The sequence below is a fragment of the Bradyrhizobium sp. MI1.4 genome (genome assembly GCF_055811315.1).
The window spans coordinates 122486-147305 of sequence record NZ_JBVVPP010000012.1; the positions used below are offsets into that span (position 1 = coordinate 122486).

At 64.3% G+C, this 24820-nt stretch carries 22 protein-coding genes and 1 pseudogene; 7 read left to right on the forward strand and 16 right to left on the reverse strand.

All coding sequences use genetic code 11. The annotated features are described in order from the left end of the window. Positions 1-146: 146 nt before the first annotated feature. The 4 genes from AC0L23_RS16625 to AC0L23_RS16640 all read right to left on the reverse strand — a co-directional run bounded on the left by AC0L23_RS16625 (position 147) and on the right by AC0L23_RS16640 (position 2756). Positions 147-638, reverse strand: coding sequence for an Hsp20/alpha crystallin family protein (locus AC0L23_RS16625; RefSeq protein WP_018455659.1), 492 nt, complete (start codon positions 636-638; stop codon positions 147-149). A 365-nt stretch (positions 639-1003) separates the two neighbouring features. Then, complete coding sequence (gene rpoH, locus AC0L23_RS16630) at positions 1004-1876, reverse strand: RNA polymerase sigma factor RpoH (protein WP_026232998.1); 873 nt, start codon at positions 1874-1876, stop codon at positions 1004-1006. A 25-nt stretch (positions 1877-1901) separates the two neighbouring features. Next, on the reverse strand, positions 1902-2084 hold the full coding sequence (locus AC0L23_RS16635) for a hypothetical protein (protein WP_018455661.1): 183 nt from the start codon (positions 2082-2084) through the stop codon (positions 1902-1904). A 120-nt stretch (positions 2085-2204) separates the two neighbouring features. Continuing rightward, positions 2205-2756 carry a TetR/AcrR family transcriptional regulator gene (locus tag AC0L23_RS16640; RefSeq protein ID WP_085350346.1) on the reverse strand — a complete coding sequence of 184 codons (552 nt, stop codon included), beginning with the start codon at positions 2754-2756 and terminating at the stop codon, positions 2205-2207. Positions 2757-2871: 115 nt separating this feature from the next. Here AC0L23_RS16640 and AC0L23_RS16645 point away from each other — a divergent pair, with 115 nt between their 5' ends. The 3 genes from AC0L23_RS16645 to AC0L23_RS16655 all read left to right on the forward strand — a co-directional run bounded on the left by AC0L23_RS16645 (position 2872) and on the right by AC0L23_RS16655 (position 5824). Next, complete coding sequence (locus AC0L23_RS16645) at positions 2872-3729, forward strand: oxidoreductase (protein ID WP_085350345.1); 858 nt, start codon at positions 2872-2874, stop codon at positions 3727-3729. Between the two features lie 47 nt (positions 3730-3776). Continuing rightward, positions 3777-4778 carry an NADP-dependent oxidoreductase gene (locus AC0L23_RS16650; protein ID WP_473357164.1) on the forward strand — a complete coding sequence of 334 codons (1002 nt, stop codon included), beginning with the start codon at positions 3777-3779 and terminating at the stop codon, positions 4776-4778. A gap of 173 nt (positions 4779-4951) precedes the next feature. Next, positions 4952-5824, forward strand: a complete 873-nt coding sequence (locus AC0L23_RS16655; protein WP_473297361.1) for an enoyl-CoA hydratase-related protein — start codon at positions 4952-4954, stop codon at positions 5822-5824. Positions 5825-5839: 15 nt separating this feature from the next. On the opposite strand, the gene AC0L23_RS16660 is transcribed toward AC0L23_RS16655, so the two are convergent. From AC0L23_RS16660 to AC0L23_RS16685, 6 genes and pseudogenes are all read right to left on the reverse strand, one after another. After that, the gene (locus tag AC0L23_RS16660; protein ID WP_085350342.1) at positions 5840-6637 is read right to left on the reverse strand and encodes an adenylate/guanylate cyclase domain-containing protein; all 798 of its coding nucleotides are present in this window, start codon (positions 6635-6637) and stop codon (positions 5840-5842) included. Between the two features lie 133 nt (positions 6638-6770). Further along, entirely contained in the window at positions 6771-7955 is a 1185-nt protein-coding gene (locus AC0L23_RS16665) for an adenylate/guanylate cyclase domain-containing protein (RefSeq protein ID WP_085350341.1), read from the reverse strand. A gap of 149 nt (positions 7956-8104) precedes the next feature. Further along, positions 8105-8686, reverse strand: coding sequence for a HutD/Ves family protein (locus AC0L23_RS16670; protein WP_085359682.1), 582 nt, complete (start codon positions 8684-8686; stop codon positions 8105-8107). Between the two features lie 73 nt (positions 8687-8759). Further along, positions 8760-9607 (reverse strand): annotated as a pseudogene (locus AC0L23_RS16675) (SDR family NAD(P)-dependent oxidoreductase). Positions 9608-9616: 9 nt separating this feature from the next. Next, positions 9617-10168, reverse strand: coding sequence for a carboxymuconolactone decarboxylase family protein (locus AC0L23_RS16680; protein WP_085384392.1), 552 nt, complete (start codon positions 10166-10168; stop codon positions 9617-9619). Beyond that, a complete protein-coding gene (locus AC0L23_RS16685) occupies positions 10146-10847 on the reverse strand; it encodes a TetR/AcrR family transcriptional regulator (protein WP_085350338.1) in 702 nt (233 codons plus the stop codon). Before AC0L23_RS16685 ends, AC0L23_RS16680 begins: the two co-directional genes overlap by 23 nt. A 118-nt stretch (positions 10848-10965) precedes the next feature. Here AC0L23_RS16685 and AC0L23_RS16690 point away from each other — a divergent pair, with 118 nt between their 5' ends. The 3 genes from AC0L23_RS16690 to AC0L23_RS16700 all read left to right on the forward strand — a co-directional run bounded on the left by AC0L23_RS16690 (position 10966) and on the right by AC0L23_RS16700 (position 13444). Further along, on the forward strand, positions 10966-11955 hold the full coding sequence (locus tag AC0L23_RS16690) for a Bug family tripartite tricarboxylate transporter substrate binding protein (protein WP_085384393.1): 990 nt from the start codon (positions 10966-10968) through the stop codon (positions 11953-11955). 25 nt (positions 11956-11980) lie between these two features. After that, positions 11981-12517, forward strand: a complete 537-nt coding sequence (locus AC0L23_RS16695) for a VOC family protein (protein ID WP_085350337.1) — start codon at positions 11981-11983, stop codon at positions 12515-12517. 114 nt (positions 12518-12631) lie between these two features. After that, positions 12632-13444, forward strand: a complete 813-nt coding sequence (locus AC0L23_RS16700) for a class I SAM-dependent methyltransferase (protein WP_018455675.1) — start codon at positions 12632-12634, stop codon at positions 13442-13444. 24 nt (positions 13445-13468) lie between these two features. Here AC0L23_RS16700 and AC0L23_RS16705 read toward each other — a convergent pair whose 3' ends face one another. The 3 genes from AC0L23_RS16705 to AC0L23_RS16715 form a co-directional block, all read right to left on the reverse strand. Next, on the reverse strand, positions 13469-15025 hold the full coding sequence (locus tag AC0L23_RS16705; protein WP_026233000.1) for a L,D-transpeptidase: 1557 nt from the start codon (positions 15023-15025) through the stop codon (positions 13469-13471). 329 nt (positions 15026-15354) lie between these two features. Beyond that, complete coding sequence (locus AC0L23_RS16710) at positions 15355-16404, reverse strand: fatty acid desaturase (protein ID WP_018455677.1); 1050 nt, start codon at positions 16402-16404, stop codon at positions 15355-15357. A gap of 181 nt (positions 16405-16585) precedes the next feature. Continuing rightward, a complete protein-coding gene (locus tag AC0L23_RS16715) occupies positions 16586-18022 on the reverse strand; it encodes a lipopolysaccharide biosynthesis protein (protein ID WP_018455678.1) in 1437 nt (478 codons plus the stop codon). Between the two features lie 305 nt (positions 18023-18327). On the opposite strand from AC0L23_RS16715, the gene AC0L23_RS16720 reads away from it, so the two are divergent. Then, positions 18328-19395, forward strand: coding sequence for an endo-1,4-beta-xylanase (locus AC0L23_RS16720; protein ID WP_018455679.1), 1068 nt, complete (start codon positions 18328-18330; stop codon positions 19393-19395). 3 nt (positions 19396-19398) lie between these two features. Here the strand turns inward: AC0L23_RS16720 and AC0L23_RS16725 are convergent, their stop codons facing one another. From AC0L23_RS16725 to AC0L23_RS16735, 3 genes are all read right to left on the reverse strand, one after another. After that, positions 19399-20349 (reverse strand): DUF6492 family protein, encoded by a 951-nt coding sequence (locus AC0L23_RS16725; RefSeq protein ID WP_018455680.1) that lies wholly within the window; start codon positions 20347-20349, stop codon positions 19399-19401. 95 nt (positions 20350-20444) lie between these two features. Then, positions 20445-21239 (reverse strand): protein-L-isoaspartate O-methyltransferase family protein, encoded by a 795-nt coding sequence (locus tag AC0L23_RS16730; RefSeq protein ID WP_018455681.1) that lies wholly within the window; start codon positions 21237-21239, stop codon positions 20445-20447. Next, positions 21236-24706, reverse strand: coding sequence for an ATP-binding protein (locus AC0L23_RS16735; RefSeq protein ID WP_085350333.1), 3471 nt, complete (start codon positions 24704-24706; stop codon positions 21236-21238). Before AC0L23_RS16735 ends, AC0L23_RS16730 begins: the two co-directional genes overlap by 4 nt. Positions 24707-24820 lie beyond the last annotated feature (114 nt).

Sequence of the window (24820 nt, forward strand, 5' to 3'; positions counted from 1 at the left end):
CCCCCCCACAAACCCCCCCCCCGATTATTTCTGGCGCCTCGTCCCATTAAATTTGGCCCCCCCCCCCCCCCCCCGCCCGGGCGGCCGCGGGGGGGGGGGGGGGGGGGGGGGCGCCCCCCCCCCACGGCCATGCTTACACATGGTGCTTACTTGCCTTTGATCGCGATGCGCCTCACCTTCTGTTGTGCCGCCGGTGACTTCGGCAGGGTGACGGTGAGAACGCCGTTGTTGAAGGAAGCCGCGACATTGTCCTGGTCGACGTCATCGACCGGAATGCGCCGCTCGAAACGGCCATAGTAACGCTCGCTGAAGAGACGCTCCTTGTCTTCCGTTTCACTCTTCTTCTCGCCGCTGATCGTCAGCACGCCGTTTGCAAGCTCGACGTTGACGTCCTTCTGTTCGAGACCGGGAAGCTCGGCGACGACCTTGACTTCCTTGTCGCTCTCGTCGAGTTCGACGTTCGGCCAGCCCATTGCGGTCGAGGAGCCGAACGGACTGAGATCAAAGCTGCGGAAGGCGTCGTCGAACAGCCGGTTCATCTCACGATGAAGCGCAAGCAGCGGGTTGCCGGCTTCGCCGCGTTGAACGGCCATGTTGCGTGAGCCGTTGTTCCACGGAATGAGATCGCGTAGTGCCATTGTCGTTTCTCCTTATCTCCTGTCTTGATTGTCGATTTGCGCAGCTCGGCGCGCGGCGAGGGCCACGCACGCGCTGCAAAGCCCGGACGATCAACTCGTCAGGCCGCCTGCTAGTGCTCGATTTCGGATCGGCATTGCCGGCAGCATCGATCGCGATGCGACGCGGCGGAACGGCGGTCGAAACCGATGGTCGAACGCCAGAGGGGAGACATATCGTCGGTTCTCATAACCACATCCTCCTGTGAGCAACATGGATTAAGAGCATCACCGGGGCGAGCCCCGATGGCCTCGCCGGACCCTGCTTTGGCGTCCGGCACCGCACTCGCATGCGGCTGCCAAAAGAATTAGGAGGCGCCGATTTGGTTTCAAGAGCCGGCTGCCAGGCGTCCGGCGATAGCAGCCCGAACCTTTTCGAACGCGCGCATTTCGATCTGCCGCACCCGCTCGCGTGAAACGCCATACCGTGCCGCGAGCTGCTCAAGTCTCAGCGGCGGCTCGGAGAGCCAGCGCGCCTCGAGAATGTCGCGCTCGCGCGGCTTGAGGACGTCCATGGCGCCGGCGAGGGCTTCACGCCTCCGTCTGGTTTCTTCCCGCTCGGCGTATTCGGCTTCAGGACTGGACGCGGGGTCGACGAGCCAGTCCTGGACTTCCCTGCCGTCGGCGTCGCGCACCAAGGCATTGAGCGACAGGTCGCCGCCGAGGCGCCGGTTCATCTCGATGACGTCGTTCTCCTGCACGCCGAGCCGCCGCGCGATCCGGCTGGCGTGCTCGGGACGGAGATCACCATCCTCCAGGGCGGAAATTTCCGCCTTGGTCCGGCGAAGCTTGAAGAACAGCTTCTTCTGCGCCCCGCTGTTGGCAATCTTGACCAGCGACCAGGACCGCAGGATGTATTCCTGGATCGACGCCTTGATCCACCACATCGCGTAGGTCGCGAGCCGAAAGCCCCGCTCCGGCTCAAAACGCTTGACGGCGTGCATCAGGCCGACGTTTCCTTCGGAAATGATGTCCGCAACCGGCAGGCCGTAGCCGCGATATCCCATCGCAATCCTGGCAACGAGCCGCAGATGGCTTGTGACGAGATGATAGGCTGCCTCGCGGTCGCCGTGCTCGCGCCATCGCTTGGCGTAGGCGATTTCCTGATCGGGCCGCAGCATCGGAAACTTGCGAATTTCCGCCAGGTAATGTGTCAATCCGCCCTCAGACGACAGCATCGGAACAGTTGCAGTGCTTCCCATTGCCCACCTCTTCGAGTTGGTCTGCTTACGCTCCAAAATCGACATGACAAAAAATGGTTTCGGCCGACGATGTAACGACCGGTGGGGCCGGCGCGTGAGTTTGCGGCGGCTCTGGCCGGGTCACGAGATAGAGCTCGCCCGCCACCAACAGGAGGGCAGCGACGGCCAGGGCCAACATGCCGAGCACCAGATCGCTGTAGTCATCCATGCGCGTTCGAAAGTATGTCGATGTCGAAGATCGGCAGCCATCGCTTTTGGCTGTCCGCGACGTCGAACGTCGTCACCGGAATTTTGTTCCGGACTTTCGGCGCCCCGCCGGGACGCGGCCTCACCCCGCCAGCGAATTCCTCGTCGCGCGAAGAATATCGTCCGACAGCTTGGGATCGTCCACGGCGCGGGCAAGCACGAGGGCTCCCACCATGGAGGCGGCGGCGGCGAGCGCCTTGTCCTCGCGCTGGCGTGGCTTCAGATCGGCGGCCATTCGGCTGCTCAGCAAGCCGATCACGCCGCGCACGCCGGCGGTGAAACGCTGCTTCAGGCCGCCGCTTTGACGTGACACTTCACAGGCGAGCGCAGCGAAGGGGCAGCCGGCGGCGGGATCGTCGCGATGCCCCGGCGAGAGATAGTGCGAAACATAGTCCTCGAGCTCGAAGGCCTCGGGGAATTCCTGACCCTTGGCGTCGATCGCATGGGCCACCGCCTCCTCGACCAGCCGCTCCTTGGAGCCGAACTGGCTGTAGAGGCTGCCGTGCGTCATCCCGGCCGCCTCGGCGAGTGCGTCGACACCGACGCCGGCGATGCCGCGCTCCCGCAGCAGGCGCGAGGCAGTCTCGAGAATATGCTCGCGATTTTTGGCGGCCTGTTCCTTTGAGACGCGCATGGGACCGATCCTTAGAGGCGGGGCTTGACTTTTATAATTACGATCGTCATGTATATCAATAGTTACGATCGTAATCAAACGATTTCAGGCCCGGTAGTGGCGTCGGAGAGGCATTATGAACAGGATTACACCGAAGATCGCGCTAGTGACCGGCGCCTCCTCAGGCATCGGCCAGGCGACGGCGGAGCGACTCGCGAACGCCGGCTACAAGGTGTTCGGCACCAGCAGGCGGGGCGCGCAGGCGGGCAAGCAGGCGTTCGAGATGCTGGCTCTCGACGTCACCAGCGATGCATCGGTGGAAGCCGCCGTCGGCGAAGTGATCCGGCGCGAGGGTCGCATCGACCTGCTCGTCAACAACGCCGGCTTCGGCGTTGCCCCTGCCGGCGCGGAAGAGAGCTCGATGGAGCAGGCGCGCGCGATTTTCGAGACGAACTTCTTCGGCCTGATCCGGATGACGCGCGCCGTCGTGCCGCACATGCGGCGCCATGGAAGCGGCCGCATCATCAACATCGGCTCAGTGCTCGGCTTTCTGCCGATGCCTTACGGCGCGCTCTATGCCGCGACCAAGCACGCCGTGGCAGGCTATTCGGAATCGCTCGACCATGAACTGCGCACGCGGGGCATCCGGGTCTCCGTAGTCGAGCCCGCCTACACCAAGACGCCGTTCGACGCGAACTTCATGGAGCCCGACGCCACGCTCGACGAATATCGCGAGGCGCGCGCCGGCGTGACCAAGCGGGTGAACGAGGTGATGGCGACGGCCGAACAGCCCGGCGTCGTGGCCGATGCCGTGCTGAAGGCCGCGAGCGCGGTGCGCCCGCAACTCAAATACGCGGCCGGCAGCCTTGCGAAGCGCCTGCGATTTCTGCGCCGGTTCGCGCCCGCAGCCCTGGTGGATGCCGGAATCCGAAAGGATTTGCGGCTGGATGCGACGGCGGCGCCGCAGCCCGCCCGCACCGCGCGGGCTTTCTGAGGGCCGCAATCTTGCCAGTGCGAAGAACCTTCGGACCGAGAGAAAAAATGAGAGCCCTCGTGTTCAAGCGCTACGGCAAGCCGGACCAGATCGCGTTGGCCGATATCCCGCGGCCGACGCCGAAGCCGAACGAAATCCTGGTCCAGGTTCATGCCGCGGGGTTGAACCCGATCGACAACATGATTCCGAAGGGAACGTTCAAGCCGATCCTGAAGTTTGAACTGCCGGCCACGCTGGGCAGCGACCTGGCGGGCGTCGTCGTCGAGGTCGGAAGCCGCGTGACCCGCTTCAAGCCGGGCGACGCCGTCTTCGCCAGCATCTTTGATCTCGGCACAGGCGCTCTCGCCGAATTCGCGACCGTGCCGGAGGATGCCGCCGCGCTCAAGCCGCCGAACCTGGACTTCGTGCACGCGGCCTCGATCCCGATGGTCGGCCTGACATCGTGGCAAGCTCTTAGGGAGCGCATACGTCTCAAACCCGGCCAGAAAGTCTTCATCCCCGCCGGCGCCGGCGGGATCGGCACGTTCGCGATCCAGCTCGCGAAATATTTCGGCGCCAAAGTGGGGACGACGACCAGCACTGGAAATATCGATCTGGTGCGCAGCCTCGGGGCTGACGAGGTGATCGACTACAAGATCCAGCAATTCGAGGAAGTGCTGCGGGACTACGACGCGGTGCTGGGCACGCTCAGGGGCGATGCGGTCGAGACATCGCTTCGGATCCTGAAGCGGGGGAGCAGGATTGCCTCGCTGGTCGGGCCGCCGGACGCCGCGTTCGCGCGCGACCGCGGGATGAACGTCGTCATGGTGTTCCTGTTCGGATGGCTGAGCCGCAAGATCATTCGCCGCGCCGGCAAGATCGGCGCGGAGTATTCGTTCGTGTTCGTGCACCCGGACGGCAGGCAACTCGCCGAGATCGGCGAGCTTCTCAAGGCGGAGCGTATCCGGCCGGTGATCGACAAGGTCTTTCCGTTCGAACAGGCGAAAGACGCGCTGGCCTATCTCGAAAAGGGACGAGCCAGGGGGAAAATCGTCGTCCAGATGAGATGAGGGCGTGGATCCGCCCCGCGCGCAATCGCCTCAGTCCCCACCCCGCCACCGCTCCGGCACGCTCTTGAGCCCACACCCTCGTTCATCGTCGTTTCGAAAACGCAGATGCGTTTTCCGATACGCACGATCGCCCATGTCGGGCCTGATGCAATCTTCTGCATGATACCACATCATTGCTGCAGCGCTCTCATCAGCACGGGAAGACAGAATCCATGATGTCACAATCTGACGAGTCCGCGCCGATGGCGGACATTCCGTACGGTGAGCGGACGAAGATCACCATCGAGCGCAAAGGCCACATCGTGCTGATCGGCATCAACCGGCCTGGCATCGACAATCGGCTGGACCCGGAGGCGACAGAGAGCCTGGCGAGAGCCTACTACCAGTACGATCGAGATCCCTCGCTGCGTGCAGCGGTTCTGTTCGGCTACGGCGAACGCTTCTCCAGAGGCGTCGATGTCGACGCCTACAAGGCATTTGTTCAATCGGGAAAGACGATGATGGAGGGACCCGGCTTCATCGACCCTCTCGGGCGAACCAAACCAGCGCTCACCAAGCCGCTGATTGTCGCGGTGCATGGCGATACCTGGAATATGGCGCACGAAATCTTCCTCGTTGCGGACATCCGCATAGCATCGGAAGACACGGATTTCGGCCAGGACGAGAACACGCACGGCCGCTTTCCCGGCGGCGGCTCAACCGTTCGCTTCCCACGAGAAGCCGGCTGGGGAAATGCCATGCGGTTCATTCTGACGGGCGATCATTGGGATGCGAACGAAGCGCTCCGGATGGGAACGGTTCAGGAGGTGGCAACAAACCGCGACGCCGCTCGCGCGAAGGCCGTCGAGATCGCCGAGAAGATCGCCGCATGCGCTCCCCTCGGCATCAAGACCTCGATTGCGTCCTCGCACCTTGCGCTCGAAGACCCCGAGGCCGCGCTTGCCCAACTTGGCGACCAATATCGTGCGCTGCTCACGACCAGGGACTTCCAGGAAGGGCGGGATGCCGAGGCACAGAAGCGTCCACCCGTTTACGAAGGACGGTGAGAGCTTCACCCACTCTCACCCCTCCACTCTATAGAGTCTCCATTTTTCCGGCACGCCCTTGAGCCGGTGAATGCCGTGATCTTTCAGGTTGATCGCCGACTGCGACGCCATCAGCTCCTTCACCGCGCTCGACACCAGCACCTCGCCGGCGCTCGCCTTTGCGGCGACGCGGGTGCCGATGTGGAAGGCGAGGCCGACCGCCTCAGTGCCGCTCACGGTGTATTCGCCGGCATGCAGGCCGACCCTGATCTCGAGGCCGAGCGTACGCACGGCCTTCTGGATCGCGGTCGCGCAATTGATTCCGGCGGCCGGCGTCTTGAACGTCGCCAGCACGCCGTCGCCCGTCGTCGTGACTTCCTTGCCGCGCGAGCTCTTCAGCTCCTTGCGGACCGCCGCGTAATAATGGCCCATGATCTTGGTCCAGCGGACATCGCCGAGCTTTGCGGCTTTTGCGGTGGAGCCGACGATATCGACGATCAGGATCGTGGCAAGCGCCCGCTTGAGCTCGGTGTTGCCTGCGGCCGGTCGGCGCCGGAGCACGATCGCGCCGGTCAGCGGTTCATAGCGATGATTGCGGCGCCGCGCGATCGCGGCCTTGGCGTAATCCTGGGCACGCTGCGCGCTGCCGCAGCGAATTGTCTTCTGCTGCGGCAGACGCGTCCAGTAGACCTTTCGTCCGTCACCCGCGCCGTGGACTTCCACGGCGCCCCATTTCAGGAGGATCGCCGTGCCAACGCGCCGGACACACCACGCCTTCGACGTGTAACCCGATACGTTCGACTGATGGATTCCGATGCGGAGGAATTTTGGCATGTACTGCGGCCGATCGATGACACGCTTGGACGAAACGCTTGGTTGCGCTTCGCACCGAGCGTAGTCACACAATCCTGCGTTGGCAACAGGACTCGATGATCGCCCGCTGCTTAGCCGGGGGCCTCCGTCATCTTCAAAACGCAAAAAGCTCGATCGGATCGCTGAAGCCGCGCACCTCATATTTTCCGACATGCTCCAGCTCGAACTCTCGCTCGACCAGCTCGGCAAAGTCGCGTGACAGCAACACTTTCTTTCCCAATTGCTTGGTCAAGGCTTCGAGGCGTGAGGCCATGTTGACGGCGGGACCGATCACGGTGAAGTCGAGCCGGGTGGACGATCCGATATTGCCGTACATGACGTCGCCGACATGGACGCCGATGCCGTAGTTCAGCGGCGCTCGGCCGGTGCCGTCGTTGCGCGCGTTCAACGCGATCATGGCCTGCCTGGCTTCGGTCACGGCATGCAGCAGGTTTGCGCAGGCCTTGGGCTCGCTCAGCGGAAAGATGGCGAGCAGGCCGTCACCGATGAATTTCAGGATCTCGCCGCCATGCCGCGCGATCGGCTCCGACATCGCGTCGAAATAATCGTTGAGCAGATCGATGACGTCGTCGCGCGGCCAATTGTCGGAAATCTTGGTGAAGTCGCGCAGATCGCAGATCATGATCGCGGCGCGCACCGTCGTACCGGTACCGCGCCGCGTGGCGCCGGCCAGGATGAGCTCGCCGGCATGAGAGCCGACATAGGTCTCGAGCAGCGTTCGCGCCAATCGATTCTTAACGCGGATCTCGCTGACCAGCGCCAGCACAGGCAACAAGTTCTTGAGGGCAGCGACATGGGTGTCGTCGAAGCCGCCGGGCCGGTTGGTCGCGAAGGTGACGAGATGGCGCTTGCCGAGCGTATGATAGAGCGGCCAAGCCACATAGTCGGTGAGGCCCTGCGCGCGCATCTCGCGGTAGAGCGCGTGCTTGCGGCCGAGCGCTGGGTCCTGCTCGAGATTTTCGCGCAACTCGGTCGCGCCGTCGAACATTTCGTTGGCGGGACTGCCGATATATTCAGACCGCTCGCGGACGTCATGGTCGACCCGTGCAATCTCTGCCTCGCGCATGCCGTCGGCCCACATGAAGCGGGCGCCCAGCCATTGCGGGTGCTGGATCAGCACGTGAAGGGTTGAGCGCGCCAGCGGAATGCCGGCCTGCTGAAGCCGGATGCACATCTCGGCAAAGATATTGTCGATAAAGCGCTGGTCGCGCGTGCCGTTGATCAACCAGTCGACGACGCCGTCGGACAGCGTGGCGGATTTGTTCTCTGGCGCGGTCATATCTGCCCGTTCATATCGTGGCCGCCCATATCGTGCTTTGGCTTTTGGGCGGCGGCTGCATCAGGGCAGATATCGTGCTCCGGCGCGACGGCGTCAACCTAGCCAGTTGCACGGATTGTGCGCATCGCTCTGGTGGGCTGGAACGCCGTTCAGCCGACGATCTGGATAGAGCCCAGCACGGCCAGCCCCGAGACGAGCGCAAGCGTCGATGCCCCCGTCAGTTCGACTTTCAAGGTGTTTTCGTGCGAAATCGAAAAATCCGTGCCTTCGAGACGGATAGTGCAGTCGCCGCGCGCCGCATAAATTAGATGCGTGCCGGCGGACAATCGCCGCTCACCGGGCTCCTTAAGCGCTTCGAGCTCAAGCGCGACCGCACCGCGCCGGCCCATCAAATTCACCACCTCGACTCGCCCTTCCTCGAGCCGGGTCACGATCTCGAGCTCGCCGGTGAAGCGCACCGTCGTGAACGGCTCGCGCTCGTCGAATTCCTCGGTGGGCGACTTCAGCACCAGCCCGCGTCCGCCGACCACCATCTGCAGGCGGTCGATGCCGGGCATATGGGAGAATGGCCCCGGCGCCACAATCGGCGTGGTCGCGAAGCGCCAGAGCAGGCTGTCCCAATCCTTCACGGATTCAGCGCGATGGGCATCCGCAATATCGGTGAAGATGCCGCCGCCGTTCTTCCAGGGCGAGCGGGCGTAGTCTTCGGATTTCAGCAATGTGGTTTTCATGCCTTTGAGGCTTATCAGATGAGCAGGCCCTGCGAAACTGTCGCGTCGAGCCGCAGCCTGTTACGGATCGACGTCACATCCCGCTCAGGCCGCTATCGACCGCGAGCGTTTGCGCGGTGACGTAGACGCTCTCGTCCGAGAGGAAGAACAGCACGGCATAGGCGATTTCCCAGGCGGTGGCCTGGCGGCCGAACGGGACGTGACCCTTGCCGCGCGAGGGGCGGCCGGCGCCGGCCTCGCGACCGTTCGGCGTGTCGACGAGACCGGGATAGACGAGGTTGGCGCGGATGCCGCGGCGCGATCCGAGATGGGCGATGTTGCGCATGAGGCCGCCGAGGGCGGCTTTCGAGGAATCATACACCGCCATCTGCGAGCCGGCCTTCAGAGCGGCGATGGAGGAGATGAAGACGATCGATCCGCCGTTGCCGAATTTCGGCAGGCCCGCGCGGCAGCACAGCATCGGACCGCGAACGTTGACGTCGTAGATCGCATTCCACTCCTCGGGGCTGACGGCGTCGAGGCCGACCTTGCCGAAGGTGCCGATGTTGAGGACCATGCCGTCGAGCCCGCCCATGGCGCGATGTGCTTCCTCGATCATGCGCTGGACGTCGGATTCAGAGGTGACATCGGCCGTGATGGCAAAGCCCTCGCCGCCTTCGTCGGTGATGTGCTTGACGGTCTGCTGCGCGGAGGTGTGGTTGAGATCGGCGACTGCGACCTTCGCGCCCTCGCGCGCGCAAGAATGCTCATGGCGCGGCCGTTGCCGATCGGATCGGTGGCGGCGTCGAACACACGCTGGCCACCGCCGGCGATCAGGATGCGACGCCTCTCAAGGCGTCCCCTGCCCCGCGCTTCGCCCAGCGATTCCGCGCTCGGCGGGAGAACATAGCGCTCCGGCCTGGTCTCGGAATTCTCACGCATGCGCGCCGCCTATCTCTTGCCGCTGTCGTAGACCTTCATGCCGGCTGCCGGGTCGAGATCGGTCTCGGTCGCCTCGGTGACACGCGCCATCATCATGTAGAAGCCGAGCGCGACGATGGATTCGACGATCTCCTGGTCGCTGAAATGCGCGCGCATGGCGGCGAAGATCAGCTCGGGAACGCGAACGTGCTCGACCACTTCGCGGCCGAATTTCAGCAGCGCGCGCTCGGCCTCGCTCAGGCCGGCGGCATCGTAGTCGGCCCGCTCGACCGCATCGATCTGTGCTTGCGTGCAGCCGATTCCGAGCGCGATCGGCACGTGCTGGCGCCATTCATAGGCACCGCCTTCGAGCTGGGCGGCCTGAAGGATCAGGAGCTCGCGATGGACCGCACTGAGCTTCTGCTTGTGCAGGATCGAATTGCCGAGCCGCATCGCCGGGATCATGTTGGCCTCGGCATGGGCCATCATGCGGAAAATATTCAGCTTGACCGGCATGCGGTCGAACGAGGCGCGGATGTCGCCGCTCGTCGTCTCCGGATCAATCAGGGGCAGCCTTGCCACGAGTCTCTCCCTTGGCTTTTCGTTTCTTTTTGTCCTGTGTCCCGCCATCCGCCGCGATCAGCGACAGGAAGAAGGCGAGATAGCAGTCGATCGCCTCGATCACCTTCGGCCGCGGCGACGGTGCCGCGCCCATCACGTAATGCTCGAGACGGATGTAGATCAGCCCGGCCGCGAACAGCCGCGCGGTCTCGCGTGGGTCCGGCGTCGAGACGAGACCGGCGAGCGCAAAGCCGCGGAAATAATCCGTCATCATGCTCTGCTCGCGCGCATAGAAATGATCGGCGAATTTGGCGCGGATGCCGGGCACGCGGTTGCGCTCGGCGGTGATCACTTTCTGGAACTGGTGCTCGCGCGGATCGGACCATTGCTCGACGAGATCCAGTGCAAACTGGCGGCAGAACGCGGCGGGCTGGCGCGCGAGCTGCTTGTAGCGCGGCTCTTCCAGCCGGCTCGCCGAGCTGGCCGGGCCGTGCTCGCTGACGATCGCCTCGAGGATCGCGGCCTTGCCGGCGAAGTGATTGTAGAGGCTGCTCTCGCGAATGCCGACGCGACGCGCGAGCTCGCGCATCGAGGCGCCGCCATAGCCGCTCTGCGCGAACAGATCGAGCGCCTCGGCGAGAATGCGCGCGCGGGTCGTGGGCGCAGCCGCTTCCGCCGCGCTGGTGGTGTGGACAGCCATGCGGGCTTGACTAACGAACGATCGTTCGCTAGTCAACCGCCGGCGCGGTCGCTCGTTCGGTCTTGCGCTTCAACTCCGCTCTCAAAAGAAGCGGAGAGCAATCTGGGGAGATCAGGTCATGGCGCGCTTCGTCCATTTTCGTCTGCTGCGCGCCGCAACTTTGTCATTGGTCATAACGTTCTCGGCAATGCTGCCTGCGCGGGCCGAGGATCCGGCCGCCTATCCCACGCACAAGATCAGGATGCTGCTGCCTTATGCGGCCGGTGGCGGCGGCGACGTGATCGGACGACTGCTCGGCGACAGGATGGGCAAGACGCTCGGACAGAGCGTCTATATCGAGAACCACACCGGGGCTGCCGGCACGCTCGGCACCCAGATGGTCGCGGCGTCGGCGAATGACGGCTACACCATCACCGTAGGCGGCATGACCACGCATGTGCTGGCGCCGGCGATCTATCCGAAACTGCCTTACGATTCGATCAAGGATTTCACCACGATCGGGCGCATCGGCACGTCCTCGATCATGCTGGTGGCGACCAAGGATTTTGCCGCCAACGACATCAAGGGCCTGATCGCGCTGGCCAGGAAGGGCGAGCCGATCCAGTACGGAAGCTGGGGCGTCGGCTCGACCGGACAGTTCTGCGCGGAAATCCTGATGCAGCAGACCGGAATCAAGATGGACCACGTGCCGTTCAACGGCATCGCCAAACTGGCCGGCGATCTGCTCGGCGGCCACATCTCGCTGGCGACGCTCGACATGGCGACCGCGACGCCGCTGGTGAAGGACGGCTCGATCAAGGCGCTGGCCGCCTGCGGCGAACGCTCGCCGAGCCTGCCGGATGTCGCAAGCTACAAGGAACAAGGCGTGCCGTTCGACCGCAGCCTGTCCTGGGCGATGTATGCGCCTGCGGGGCTTGCCGAACCGATCGCAAGAAAGCTGTCCGCGGCGCTGAAGGACGCGCTCGCCGATGCCGAGGTGAAGGAGAAGCTGCTGGGGCTTGGCATCACGCCGCAATTCGTGCCGGGCGACGAGCAGCGTGACATCAACGCCCGCGACATCGCGGCCTGGAAGCAGGTTGCCAAGGACGCGGGCATTGAACTGAAGTGATCAAGCTGACAAGAGGAGCGCGGGCATGAGCCGCATCTTCGGCGCGGTACGCCAGAACGGTTATGTGGTGCGGGACATCCACTCCGCGATGAAGCACTGGATCGAGGTGATGGGCGTCGGTCCCTGGTACTACATGGACCGCGTCAAGACCGACTGGTTTTGCCATCGCGGCGAAAACTCCGCCGTCGAGATGAGCATCGCGCTGGCCAATTCCGGCGACCTCCAGATCGAGCTGATCCAGCAGCGCAACGACGCGCCCTCGCTATATAGGGAATTCCTCGAGTCCGGCCACGAAGGCCTCCAGCACATGTCCTACTGGAGCCACGACTACCAGGCGCTCTACGACAGGGCGCTCGGGCTCGGCTACAGGATCGGCCACGAGGGCCAGATCGGCGGCGACAGAGGACGCTTTGCCTATTTCGACACCCAGGCCCATCCAGGCACCGTGATCGAGATCTCCGACATCAGCGGCACCAAGGGGCCGTTCTTCGAGAAGGTCCGGCAGGCGGCGGCCAACTGGGACGGCACGCGGCCGATCCGCGAGGTCGGCGCAAGCCGATGACGCCGGCGGCCAGCAAGGCGATGCAGGCATCGGCCGGATTCACCGCGCTACTGGCGCGGTAGACGGCAATCCATGGTAACGTGAGCCTCGTCTCCGAACTTCAGCGAGGCAAGCATGTCCAACACTGACAAGGTTTTCGCCGGCTCGATCCCGAAGCTTTACGACGAATATCTGGTGCCGATGATCTTCGCCGTTTACGCCGACGACATCGCAAGACGTGTCGCGGCCCGGTCTCCCTCCGTGCTGCTCGAGATCGCGGCAGGCACCGGCGCCGTGACGCGCGCGGTGGCGGCGGCGCTGCCGCGCGGCGTTCGTTATGTCGCGACCGACCTCAACGAGCCGATGCTGGCTGTCGCGGCGCAGCGTCAGGCAGACGACGATCGCATCTCGTGGCGCCAGGCCGACGCATCGGCCCTGCCCTTCGACGATGCAGCCTTCGACGTGGTCTGCTGCCAGTTCGGCGCCATGTTCTTTCCGGACCGCGTGAAGGCCTACGGGGAAGTGAAGCGCGTCCTCAACGGCAATGGCACGTTCGTGTTCAACGTCTGGGATCGCATCGAGGACAATGTGCTGACGCATGAAGCGACCGTCGCGCTCGAAAAGCTGTTTCCCGACGACCCGCCTCGTTTCATGGCCCGGACGCCGCACGGCTATCACGACAAGGCCGTCATCAGAACCGACCTCGAACGCGCAGGCTTCCGTGACATATCGATCGAAACGCGAGCTGAAATAAGCCGGGCCCCGTCGCCCGAGCACGTCGCGATCGCGCTCTGCCAGGGCACGCCGCTGCGCAGCGAGATCGAGGCACGCGATGCCAGCAAGCTTCAGGCTGCGACCGACATCGTTGCCGAGGCGATCCGAACGCGCCATGGGTCCGGACCGATCGAAGGCAAGATCCAGGCTATCGTCATCGAGGCGCGGCGATAGTGGCGAGCTTCGATCCGCCCGCTCCTACCAGAAGCCCCGCTGCATCGGCTGTGCCGGCTGATAATATTGATACTGGCCGCGCCGGCGCGGATTGACGGGCTGCGGATTCGGATCGCGCTGGAAGAAGAAGCCGAAACCGTTGCCGCCATTGTCCCAGCCGTCATCGCTCGCCATGGCCATCGGAGGCGCGGTCGGCTTGCGCGTGATGAAACCGCCCTGGGGCTGGTTGCTCAGCACTGCGACGAACTCGGTGCGGTAGTTGGTCTCGCTGCTCAGCGGCTCGTCCGAGATGATGATCGAGGAGCGCGGCAACGCGGTCGGCGCGATGCGATCGAGCACCTCCTGTGGGATGGTGATGCGGTCGAGTGCGTTCCTGGCGTTGTCGCTGTCTTCGATCGTGACCACGCTCCAGCGCAGGCCTGTGTCGGTCTTCGCCATCGCGGTGAAGATATGCGTGCCGAGCGGCTGATCCGGATTGCGGATCGCGACGGGAACCTCGATGCTGGTGTCGAACACCTCGCCGCCGCCGTCCGGTGCCGGCTTGTGCGTGTTCCGCCGCACGTAGAGCTTCTGCGTCGCGCGGCTGATGTAGACCGAGACCGGCTCGAGTGCGAGCTTTGCGTCGGTCGCGGCCTTCACGGCATCGGCCTTCCTGGCCGCTGCCGCCTTGGCGGCCTCTTTCGTGGCAGCCACCGCGTCGCGCTTCGGTTGTGCGGCGCTCTTGGCGGCATCGAGCTGCGTCGCCGCGTCGGCGGCCTTGGTGGCGGCCTTCTGCTTCAGCTCCTCGGCCTTGGCGCGGGCCTGATCGGTCTTGGCGGCCGCGAGCTGCCTGTCGGCGAAGGCGAGCTCGGCGTCGGCGCGGGTCTTCTGCTGTTCCAGCTTGCGCAACGAGGCCGGCAGCGATGCCGCCTCTTTCGCGGCCGCCGTCGCGGCCTTCTTGGCCTCGTCGGCCGCCCTTGTGGCCTCCTCGGCCTCGCCGGAGAGCCTGCCAATTTGGCCCGGCGCCGCCGCAATGGCGTCCCGCTTCGGCATGAACAGTGCGGGATGAACGATGTCGATCGGAGCCGCGTCGTTCGGCGAGATGATCACCCGCATCCCGATGTTGGTCTTGTCGAACAGGCCCTCCGCAAAGCCGAACGGCATCCGCACGCAGCCATGCGAAGCGGCGTAGCCGGGCAGCGGCCCGCCATGCAGCGCGATGCCGTTCCAGGTGATGCGCTGCATGTTCGGCATCCAGGCGTCGTCATACATGGTCGAGTGGTGGTCCTTGTCCTTCTCGATGATGGCGAAGACGCCGGCCGGCGTCTCGCGTCCCGTCGTGCCGGTGGACACCGGCGCGCGAAAAATCCAGCCCTCGGCGTCGTAGAAGGTGACCTGCTGGCTCTTGATCGACACGATCGCCATGATCGGTTCGCCAGCCTCGCGCGGTGCCACCGCCTCGGCCGGCTGACGCGCCTGCTTGGCCGCATTGGCCGGAGCCACGGCCGCAAAGGCGAGCATTGCCGCCAGGGTCACAATTCCGGGGGGCCCCCAACGCCGCATCGCCACGGTGGATTGCGCCGTTGTCATCAGGTTTCTCATGCCATCCTCGGTCGAAATGCCAGTCCGCCGGTCATTGATCAGATTGCGATCTTTGAATTAAGAAATCGCCGCCGCCTTACGTTCCGTCTGTGGCGACATTCGGCACGTTCCGGCGATAAATCTCATATACGACGGTTAACGCAGGCGGAAGGGCGCCGCGCGGCCGAAGCTGGCGGTCTATCGCTGCGACAGAATGACCGGGGATCGGTGACACGGCTGCCAGCGCCCGGCGTCGGACGGCGAAGCCACGTTGAACGGCCGCTAGACGCCCATCGCGTTCCGATCGCGCGAATTCACGCCGGTCGGCGGCCGCGCGGGGCGGCGTAAAGCTAAGCCACTGGAGTCAAGGCTGCCTTTTCAAACAAGGCTGCCTTGCCAAACAAGGCTGCCTCTCCAAAGGAGACGAGCCGCTGCCGTTCCTCGTCCCACAAGGTCAGCCGCACGGTCCGCAAACTCTGGAGCAGCGTGATCCGCCCGACACCAGCGAACTGCGGATGGTCGCGCAATACGTCCTGCAAGCGATAGCAGGGAATTCGACTGGACAAATGATGGATGTGGTGGACGCCGATATTTGCCGTGAACCATCGCAAGACACCCGGCAATTGGTAGTGAGAGCTGCCGTGCAGCGCGGCGTCGTGAAAGTTCCAGGTCTCGTCGTGGGCCCAATGCGTGTGCTCGAACTGGTGCTGGACGTAGAACAGCCACACACCGATCGACGCCGCCAGGACAACGATCGGCAGATGCACAAGCAGCAACGGCCCATAGCCGACCAGCCAGATCATCGTGACGGCGAGAACCGCGAGGGCGATGTTCGTGCCCATCGTGCTCAGCCAGGGTTTCCAGCCGCGACGCATCATCCCGACCGGCAATCGGTGCTTCAAGATGAACAAATACGAGGGACCGGCGCCAAACATCACGAGGGGATGTCGATACAAGCGATACAGCGTCCGGCGCCATCGCGACCGCCCGAGAAATTCGCGCGTGGTCAACGTATCGATGTCGCCCAAGCCCCTGTGGTCGAGATTGCCGGAATTCGCGTGATGGCCCGCATGGTTATGCCGCCAGTAGCCGTATGGCGTCAGTGTCATCACGCCGATGGCACGGCCGACCCAATCGTTGGCAACGCGGCCGCGGAAGAACGAGCCGTGTCCGCAATCGTGTTGGATCATGAAGAGGCGGACCAGCAAACCCGCCGCGGGCACCTCGAGCAGGAGGGCAAACCAATAGCCCTGGTCAAGAGCGACCCAGATCAGAGCCCAGATGACGACGAACGGGATCGCCGTGATCGCCAGTTCGAGGACACCCCGCGTATTGTCAGGCTCGCGATAGCGGGCAAGCAACTGCGCCGATGCGCGGATTTCCGGCGTTCCTTGGGTCATATCTGCTCTGCTCCCGACATGCCGCCCAAGAAGCACAGTTATGGCCACGGACGCAACAAAATCGCCCTCCGCCCTAGACCCGGGCGGCTGTGCGCTTCCGGTCGGAACCGAGCCATCGCCAGGCCAGGCGGCGCTTTCAGAGCTTCAGACGCTGAGGCCGAGCCTCGTCAGGCATCGCGGCTTAAACGCCCAGCGCCTTGCGGTTGAAGGTTCGCAGGAAACGCAGCGACAGCGTCCGGACGTTTGCGATGTTCAGCAACCACGCGGCAGCGGCATAAGCGAGCCCGCCGGCGAGGCTCACGAGCATGAGCGGGACGAGGCCGATGCCATTGACCTGGGATCGTGCCACGAGGATCGCAGCCGCCATCGCCGCGGCGGAGACCGCAACGCCGGCGAGGCGGTGGAGGTCGAACGGGACCGGATGGGCGCGATGCATCAGCACGACGGCAACGAGGAAACCGATCGCTTCGGTTGCAAGGGTCGCCAGCGCCGCGCCGTAGAGACCATGGCCGGCCACCAGCACGAACATCAACGCCACGCTGACGACCAGCGTCAGGAACGACTGCGCCGCCAGCATGAACGGTCGCTCGGCAAGCTGGAAGCTGATCTGCACATAGAACTGATTGGCGATGCCGAACAAGCGCGCGAGCACCAGGGTCGGCAGCAATACCGACACGCCGGCGCGGAAGTCGACGCCGACGAGCGTGCCGGCGACCTGGTCGGCTGCGAGCGCGAGCCAGACCGCGACGGGCGCAACTACGACGAGCAGAAGTTCGAGGCTCTCGGTCAGCCGCTCCCGCGTCGTCTCGATGTTCTTGTCCGACAATGACCGGAACACCAACGGCACGGTCGCCGCGGCGACGCTGGAGGCGATCATGACCATGAACTGTCGCGGCAGATCGGCGGCGACGCCAAAGATTCCGGCGGCGTCCTTGCCGAGCAAATAAGCCACGATGAGGCGGTCGCAGGCCGAGTAGACCGCAACCGACAATCCGGCCAGCGTCAGCGGCAGGCCGTAGCGCGCGAGCTGCACGAACTGGCTGCGCTGAAAGCGCGCGATCCTGGTGCGGTCACCGAGAAGGTTCAGGATGATCCCGGCGAGCGAACCCAGGCCGAATGCGGCGAGCAGTCCCAGTCCACCCCAGCCCAGCCAGATGCCGAGCAGGCCGAAACCGACGCTCGACACGCTGCGCACGATCGAGATCGCCGCGAATCTGTAAGGGCGCAGTTTTGCGCGCTCGAACTCCTGGCCGACATCGACGGCATTCGCCATGATCGCGACGAACATGCTGGCAAGCAGCAGCCCAACGCTGAGATCATTGCGGAACAGGAAAACCAGCGGCGTGGTGGCGCAGAGGACGGCAACGGTGAGCGCGAAGGCGACCATTGCAGTGCCGCGGAAATCCACCTCGGCCGACATCGCCTGATAGCGCGACACCGACAGCTTGATCCAGGCGAAGAAGATCGCGCCTAGAATGCCGGCCAGGCTGATGCCGACGACATAAACGCCGTACTCCGCCGGCGTCAGCAGTCGCGTGTAGGCCGTGACGGCGAAGAAACCCACCGCCGCAGGCAGGATGTAGGCGACGAGATAAATCGAGAAATGGCGGTTCAGCATGCGAGCACGGGACCGACAACATTGTTGCGAGTGTGACGGCCGTTCATCAATTGGACCATGGCGGGGCGAACGAATTGCGCCGCAACATCTCTCAAGAGTGTCACATAAGTCTGGAGATCGGGCGGCGAATCCGGTTTTGAAGCCGCTTTCGCGGGTTAGCGTTAAATTTGCCCTTCCCTGACGGCGCCACGGCCACCGAAAGGAACCGTGATTTCGCACTGGCAAAGTTAACCCAACGAGGGAAATCCCCGGCGTTGCAAGGCGTCGCTTGGTACGGTGGCGCGTTGGCTCCGATAAGGAATGCCGTGACCAGGCTCGACAGACGCGAATTTCTCCTCGGCAGCGCCGCAGCACTCGCGGCAGCCGCATCGGCGTCCGCAGCGCCGGCGTCGAAACTCGCCCAGCGCTATCAGGGATTTGGTGCCGCGGCCACGCTCTGGGATCTGCAAGCGGATCCCAGGCTCGGCGAAGCCATCAGCACCTACTGCACACAAGTCGTGCCGGTGCTCGAGCTGAAATGGCCGATGCTGCGTCCGGACGCGCACACCTTTGCCTTCGAACGCGCCGACGCGATCCTGGATTTCGCCCGGCAGAACGACCTGACGATGCGCGGCCACGCGCTCGCCTGGTATCACGACATTCCGGACTGGACCAAGCAGATCAAGGATACCAAGGGCGTCGAGCGCGCCTATGTCGACCACATCGGCACCGTCGTCTCCTATTACAAGGACAAGCTGACGTCGTGGGACGTCGTCAACGAGCCGATCCCGGACAATCCGCACAGCCCGAAAGACCGACGCGAGTCGTTCTGGACGCAGCATCTGGGCAACCGCTGGATTCCGCTGGCGTTCCGCACGGCGGCCGCGGCCGATCCCTTCGTCAAGCTCGCGATCAACGAATACGACATCGAGTCGGCCAAGGACACGTTCGTCGCGAAGCGCGCGGCCTACCGCCATCTCATCATGGAGCTGCTCGACCAGGGCGTGCCGTTGCACGCCGTGGGACTGCAAGCGCATCTGCATGCCGAGCTCGAGATCGACACCCATGGGCTTGCCGAATTCGTCACCGAGCTGCGCGCCTGGGGCCTCGAGGTGCTCGTCACCGAGCTCGATGTCGACGACCAGAAGCTGACGGGGACGCCGGCGGAGCGCGATGCCATCGTCGCCAAGCGCGTCGATGATCTCTTGACCGCGATCTCGACCAGCGGACCGGTGCGCTCGATCCTGACCTGGGGCCTCTCGGACCGCTACAGCTGGATCAACGGCACCTTTGCCCGCGCCGACAAGCAGCCGAACCGTCCTTTGCCGCTCGACGGCGAGTTCAAGCCGAAGCCGTTCATGAACGTGATCAGCAAGTTCACGAGAGACGTGTAAGGTCTAGCGAGCTTTCGGCACTTCGAACTGAGCCTCGTCGCCCATGTGCTCGGGCGAAAGACTCGGACCGCGACGGTCGCGCGAGCTGAGGCGGAACACGTCGCGGATGTCGTCGATCGAGGTCGACGAATAGGACTGGATGCACAGCGCGACCTGGTCGGGCGAAGCGGCGCGCATCATCGCTTCGATGGCGGGACGGTCGAGGCGGGTGTCGTCCCAATGCGAGACCGCGATGCTGTCCTCGGTGACCCGATGAGTGGCCAGATGCGCGGGCGCGTTCGCGACGAAATGGCCGTACATGAGATATTCCGAGAACTTCTTCTTCCGGCACAGTGCCAGAACCCAGTTCAATCCCGTTGCCGACTTGATCGAATCGGTCATCGCGCGCGCGGTGTCCTTGTCCCAGACCAGCGCGTTGCCGACATAGTCGTCCGCGGGGAAGGACCGGTCCTTGATGCCAAGGAGCTGATCGACGGTGCGGAGCCACAGGACATGCAAGGGGTGGGCGGCGTCGATCCCGTTGCGCGTGACGAACAGCGGGGTCTTCTCGGCGCCGGCATACTCACCGACGTCGAATTCGCGGAAGAACAGATTGTCCGAATCCAGGATGCAAACGCGCTGCTCTGGCGCGTTGAGGACGCCGGCGATCTTGAGGATCTGCTGAATGTGCCAGCCATGAACAGGTGACGACAGCAGCGACAGCCAGACGCGCCGTTTGCTGATGAACTGCAGAGCCGGCGGCAACGCCCACAGCCATTTCGGCAAATAGCGCGAGGCCGGAACGATGACGCGTTTGTCGGAAGCGAACCGCGCGAACAGCGGCAGATCCTCATCGTTAACGAGAACATAATGCCGTGTGTAGCCCGTCAACCAGGTGTCGATGCTCTCGCTGAGCAGCGAAAAGCGCTCGATATCCTTGGCGTAGCTGGCGGTCAGCAGGGCAACGGAATGCATGGCGCGCGCTCGTATGGCGATCAGGCCGCAGTCATAGCGGCGCCGAGACGCGTTGGATACTTACATTCGCAATCAAGGTAAAATGAAACGAAGCATTAGCCATCCGACGGCAACCCCTGCGCGATGCCGCGAAAGCGCAGCGGCGCCAGCGCGGAGGCGCGCTGCCACCAGTCGGCGACGCGGTCGTCGAGCGCGGTCAGACCGCGGCCTTGGCCGGGAAATATCCGGATCTGCTGCACCGCCTCGGCTTCGAACCCCCTGCCCTTGCGGGTGATCTTGAGGGCGGCGCCTTCGCGGTCCCGCTGGGTCAGCGGCACCAGAAGCCGGCCGCGCGGACGAAGCGACCGAAGCCAGAGCGGATGCGGCTGCGAGAAGCCGGCATGAACGATGATCACGTCGGCGGGTTCGCCGATGTCCTCGCATCCGTCGCCATGGACGACCGCGACGTTGCGATAGGCGCCAAGATAGGTTGCGGCGCGCGCCGCAAGCCGCTCGTCGCATTCGATTGCCTGCACCCTGCCCTTGGGCCCCACGATCTTCGACAGCACGGCTGAGAAATAGCCGAGCCCGCAGCCGATCTGGACCACACGGTCTTTTTCCCCGACGTCGAGCAAATCGATGAAATGCGCCCACAGGCTCGGAAGTCCGGTATCAAGCTTGCGGCGCGCATCGATCGCGACCAGCACATTGTCCTGGAGATGAACGGGATCAGCATCCGGCGTCAGCCGATAGTTGCGCGCCGCCTCGGTCTTGATGCGCCACGGCCCCTTCGCCAGAAACTTTTCGCGCGGAACAGTGCCGAGGGCTTCGAGCAGGCGCGTTGAAGAGATCCGCTCGCGTTTTGAGATCAGCTCCACGTAACGCGCACGCGCGGCGGCAAGATCGCTCATCTCACGGAATCGGCCTGTTTACGAACAAGCGCGTCCACGCCGAGCTCGTCGATCAGTTGCATCGCCTGTTTCAGGTCCGGCGTGGAAAAGCCCTCGCTGAACTTGGCCACAATCGGTACGAGCAGGAGACGAGCGTGCTCGCGCTTGCCGGCTTGGTGCGACAGGCGCGCGAGGCTGACGGCGGTGCGAAGCTCCCAGGACAGAGCGCCCTGCTTACGCGCGATCTCCAGCGACAGGTTGAACAGGTCCTCGGCCTCCTGCACCGAGGCCGGATTCTCATCCGACAGGGTGATCTCGCCTTGCAGGCGGTAGACTTCGGCGAGGTAGGAGTGGTCGCCGGTCCGTCTTGCGGTCGCGAGCGCACCGTCCAGCGCGCGCAAGGCGGCATCGCGCATTCCGACCTTGGCGTAGGCCTCCGCGAGCAGGCAGCGGAACCAGCAGCCGGCGAGCCAGGAATCCATCGCTTCGTATTCGTCGAGGCCGAACCGCATCTGGCTGAGGCCTTCGTCGGCCTCGCCGAGCTGCGCCAGCGCCCAGCCGCGCAGGATCGCCGCCTGCTGCTTCCAGTGCAGGAAATTGTGCTCCGTGGCGATGATCATGGCGCGGTTGGCATGGTCGCGCGTGCCCTCAACATCGCGCAAATGCTGGCAGAGATAGGCGCCGAACACGAGCGCGAAGGCGAGCGTGAATGGGTGGCGGATCTTCTCGGCGTTCGCGATCGCCTGTTCGCTGTGCTGGCGCGCCGCGTCGGGCCGGCCGAGGAACCACAGGAGGTAGCCGAGATAGGACAGCGAGACGACACCGGGATCGGTGCCGTGCCGCTCCATCAGATCGGAGTGCAGGTCGGGGCTGTAGAGGTTGATGCAGCGGTGCAGATGATGCTGGGACGCGGCAAAGCGCCCGCGATAGAGCATAGTCATCGCGATCGAGCGATGCGCCTCGATCAGATAGCCGGTCTGCTGCGCCGGTTGCGTCCCCTCGTTCAGCCGCTCGCGCTTGGCGAACTTCAACAGCTCGACGCTGAGATCGTGCGCGCGGGTCAGATCGGCGCGGATGAAATGACAGACCCAGAGCCCGCGCGTGGCGGCGAAGGCCTTTTCGTCGTCGTCGAGCTGCTGGCCGAGTTCGAGGGCGCGGACGTAGTTCTCCTCGACCTCCTGCACGGCATAGCCCTTGGCGGCGATCAGCGCGTTGCCGAGCGCGATGCGCAATTCGAGCTCCATCTCATCGGCGCCCTGCATGCGCGCATTGGCCTGCACGACGCCGAGGCCGCGGCCCAGATGCCCGATCGCCTCTAGATTGGCGCCACTCTTGGCCGCCTGCTTACCGGCCTTAAGCCAGAAGCTGGCGGCGCTCTCGCTCTGGCCGGATTCGGTCATATGATGGGCGAGCAGTTCCGGTTCGCGCTCGGTCTTCTCGGGATACATCTCGGCCAGCACCTGGGCGATCCGGGAATGCAGCTTGCGCCGCTCGCTGTGCAGCAAGCTCGCATGCGCGGCGTTCTGAATCATCACGTGCTTGAAGGAGTAGAGCGCGTCGGGCGGATGGCCGCGGCGCATGATCAGTCCGGCCTCCTCCAAATGATTGAGCGCGGCCTCGATCTGTTCGGCGGGTGTGTTGGCGACCGCGTGCAGAGTCTCGTAGGAGAATTCGCGGCCGATGGTGGCACCGATTTGCGCGATCCGCTTGAACGGCCCCATCCGGTCCAGCCGCGCCATCAGCGAGTCCGTCAGCGTCGCCGGGATCGCAAGCTGCCGCCACGGACCCGACAGCACGTAGCGCCCGTGCCGTTCGGTCAGGAGGTTGGATTCGAGAACCGTCTTGGTCAGCTCCTCCAGGAACAGCGGCACGCCGTCGGTCTTGACGATGATCTCCTCGATGACCTCCTTGGGAAGCTCGCGTCCCGCCACGCGCTCGACCAGCGTCGCGCGCAACTGCCGGCTCAACCGGTTCAGCACCAGGGTCGTGATATGCGAATGGGCGTTCCAGCTCGGCTGGAATTCGGTGCGCGCGGTGATGATGACCAGGATTGCCCGGTTCTGTGCCCGGTCGACCAGGAGATCGATCACCTCACGGGACGTCGGGTCGATCCAGTGCAGATCCTCGAATGCGATCACCAGCGGCTGCTCGCGCGCAAGGCCGAGGAAATGATTGACCAGCGCCGCGACGGTCGCATCCTTTTGCTGCTGCGGCGACAGCTCGAGCGGCGGATAGCGGTCGCCGGTCGGAATGGACAACAGCACGGCAAACAGCGGCGCAACCTGCTCGATGTCGCCATGAGCGGCGGCGATCGCGGTCTCCAGGCTCGCCAGCGACTGAACGGACGCATCCTCGCGATCGAGACCGAGAGAGAATTTGAGCTGCTCGGCGAACGGATAGAACGCCGTGGAGGTGTAATAGGGCGAGCACTGGAACGAGACCTGTCCATGGCGATCGCCCGCGATCCGGTCGAAGATCTCCTGGATGATGCGCGACTTGCCGATGCCGGGCTCGCCGAACTTGACCACGACCTGGCCCTCGCCCTCCTTGGCCTGCTGCCAGCGCCCCATCAGCAGCGCAATCTCCTCCTCCCGGTTGACGAGCGGGGTCAGCCGCGTGCCCATGGCGGCGGCGAAGCGGGTCTCCACCCGCGAGGCGCGCATCACGTGCCAGGCCTGGGCTTTCTCCGAGATTCCCTTGAGCACGTGGACGCCGAGATCGCGGTAGTCGAACTTCCCCTTCAGCAGCGACTGGGTCGACGTGGAAATCACCACACCGTTGGGCGGCGCCAGGCCCTGCAGGCGCGCGGCGAGATTGACGGTTTCTCCGACCGCGGAGTCGCGCTCTTCGGTGCCCTGTCCGACGAGGTCGCCAACCACGACGAGACCGGTTGCGATGCCGATGCGGACGGCGGGTGAGTGGCTGAGCGCGCCACGCGGCTCGATCGCGCGAGCGGTCGACAGCACCCGGACGATTTCCAGCCCCGCACGCACGGCGCGCTCGGCGTCGTCCTCATGTGCGGTCGGATAGCCGAAATAGACCAAAATACCGTCTCCGACGAAGCGGGCAGCAAAACCTTCGTAATGCTTCACGACGCGGACACAGGTTTCGCGGAAGCTCGCGATCATGTCGCGCACGTCTTCCGGATCGAACTGCACCGAGAGCGAGGTGGAATCCACCATGTCGCAGAACATGGTGGTGAGCTGACGCCGCTCGGCGCCGACCTCCGTCCGGATTTGCGGGCGCGCCGTCGCGTCGGGCTTCTCCGCGGTTTCGGCCCGGAACAACGCGGTCATGGCGCGCTGGAGCCGCTTCCGATCGCCGAGCGGCAATCCGAGCTCGACCAGATCGGATTCGGTCAGGTCCGCCATGACGTCGAGATCGAGACGGTGCTGCGCGAAGAGATCGGTATAGTGGCTAAGACCGATACCCTCGAGCCAGCGCTTCAGCCCGCCTTCCGCTCCCGTGCCCGGCTCATTCTCCAGCATGGTGATTCCGCCCGACCAATCACTCCGTCGAAGGGCTTAGGGCCCCGCAACCACAGATTTTGGGGCCAAAACTTCACCTCAGACTGGACGCCTTTCCTAACTTCTTGGAAGAAT

Coding starts and splice junctions, on each gene's coding strand:
- AC0L23_RS16710 (WP_018455677.1), bottom strand. CDS start 16,404: ATGACCCAAGGAACGCCGGAAATCCGCGCATCGGCGCAGTTGCTTGCC.
- AC0L23_RS16635 (WP_018455661.1), bottom strand. CDS start 2,084: ATGGATGACTACAGCGATCTGGTGCTCGGCATGTTGGCCCTGGCCGTC.
- AC0L23_RS16650 (WP_473357164.1), top strand. CDS start 3,777: ATGAGAGCCCTCGTGTTCAAGCGCTACGGCAAGCCGGACCAGATCGCG.
- AC0L23_RS16625 (WP_018455659.1), bottom strand. CDS start 638: ATGGCACTACGCGATCTCATTCCGTGGAACAACGGCTCACGCAACATG.
- AC0L23_RS16685 (WP_085350338.1), bottom strand. CDS start 10,847: ATGGCTGTCCACACCACCAGCGCGGCGGAAGCGGCTGCGCCCACGACC.
- AC0L23_RS16730 (WP_018455681.1), bottom strand. CDS start 21,239: ATGAGCGATCTTGCCGCCGCGCGTGCGCGTTACGTGGAGCTGATCTCA.
- rpoH (WP_026232998.1), bottom strand. CDS start 1,876: ATGGGAAGCACTGCAACTGTTCCGATGCTGTCGTCTGAGGGCGGATTG.
- AC0L23_RS16665 (WP_085350341.1), bottom strand. CDS start 7,955: ATGACCGCGCCAGAGAACAAATCCGCCACGCTGTCCGACGGCGTCGTC.
- AC0L23_RS16700 (WP_018455675.1), top strand. CDS start 12,632: ATGTCCAACACTGACAAGGTTTTCGCCGGCTCGATCCCGAAGCTTTAC.
- AC0L23_RS16670 (WP_085359682.1), bottom strand. CDS start 8,686: ATGAAAACCACATTGCTGAAATCCGAAGACTACGCCCGCTCGCCCTGG.
- AC0L23_RS16690 (WP_085384393.1), top strand. CDS start 10,966: ATGGCGCGCTTCGTCCATTTTCGTCTGCTGCGCGCCGCAACTTTGTCA.
- AC0L23_RS16715 (WP_018455678.1), bottom strand. CDS start 18,022: ATGCTGAACCGCCATTTCTCGATTTATCTCGTCGCCTACATCCTGCCT.
- AC0L23_RS16695 (WP_085350337.1), top strand. CDS start 11,981: ATGAGCCGCATCTTCGGCGCGGTACGCCAGAACGGTTATGTGGTGCGG.
- AC0L23_RS16705 (WP_026233000.1), bottom strand. CDS start 15,025: ATGAGAAACCTGATGACAACGGCGCAATCCACCGTGGCGATGCGGCGT.
- AC0L23_RS16660 (WP_085350342.1), bottom strand. CDS start 6,637: ATGCCAAAATTCCTCCGCATCGGAATCCATCAGTCGAACGTATCGGGT.
- AC0L23_RS16640 (WP_085350346.1), bottom strand. CDS start 2,756: ATGCGCGTCTCAAAGGAACAGGCCGCCAAAAATCGCGAGCATATTCTC.
- AC0L23_RS16735 (WP_085350333.1), bottom strand. CDS start 24,706: ATGCTGGAGAATGAGCCGGGCACGGGAGCGGAAGGCGGGCTGAAGCGC.
- AC0L23_RS16725 (WP_018455680.1), bottom strand. CDS start 20,349: ATGCATTCCGTTGCCCTGCTGACCGCCAGCTACGCCAAGGATATCGAG.
- AC0L23_RS16645 (WP_085350345.1), top strand. CDS start 2,872: ATGAACAGGATTACACCGAAGATCGCGCTAGTGACCGGCGCCTCCTCA.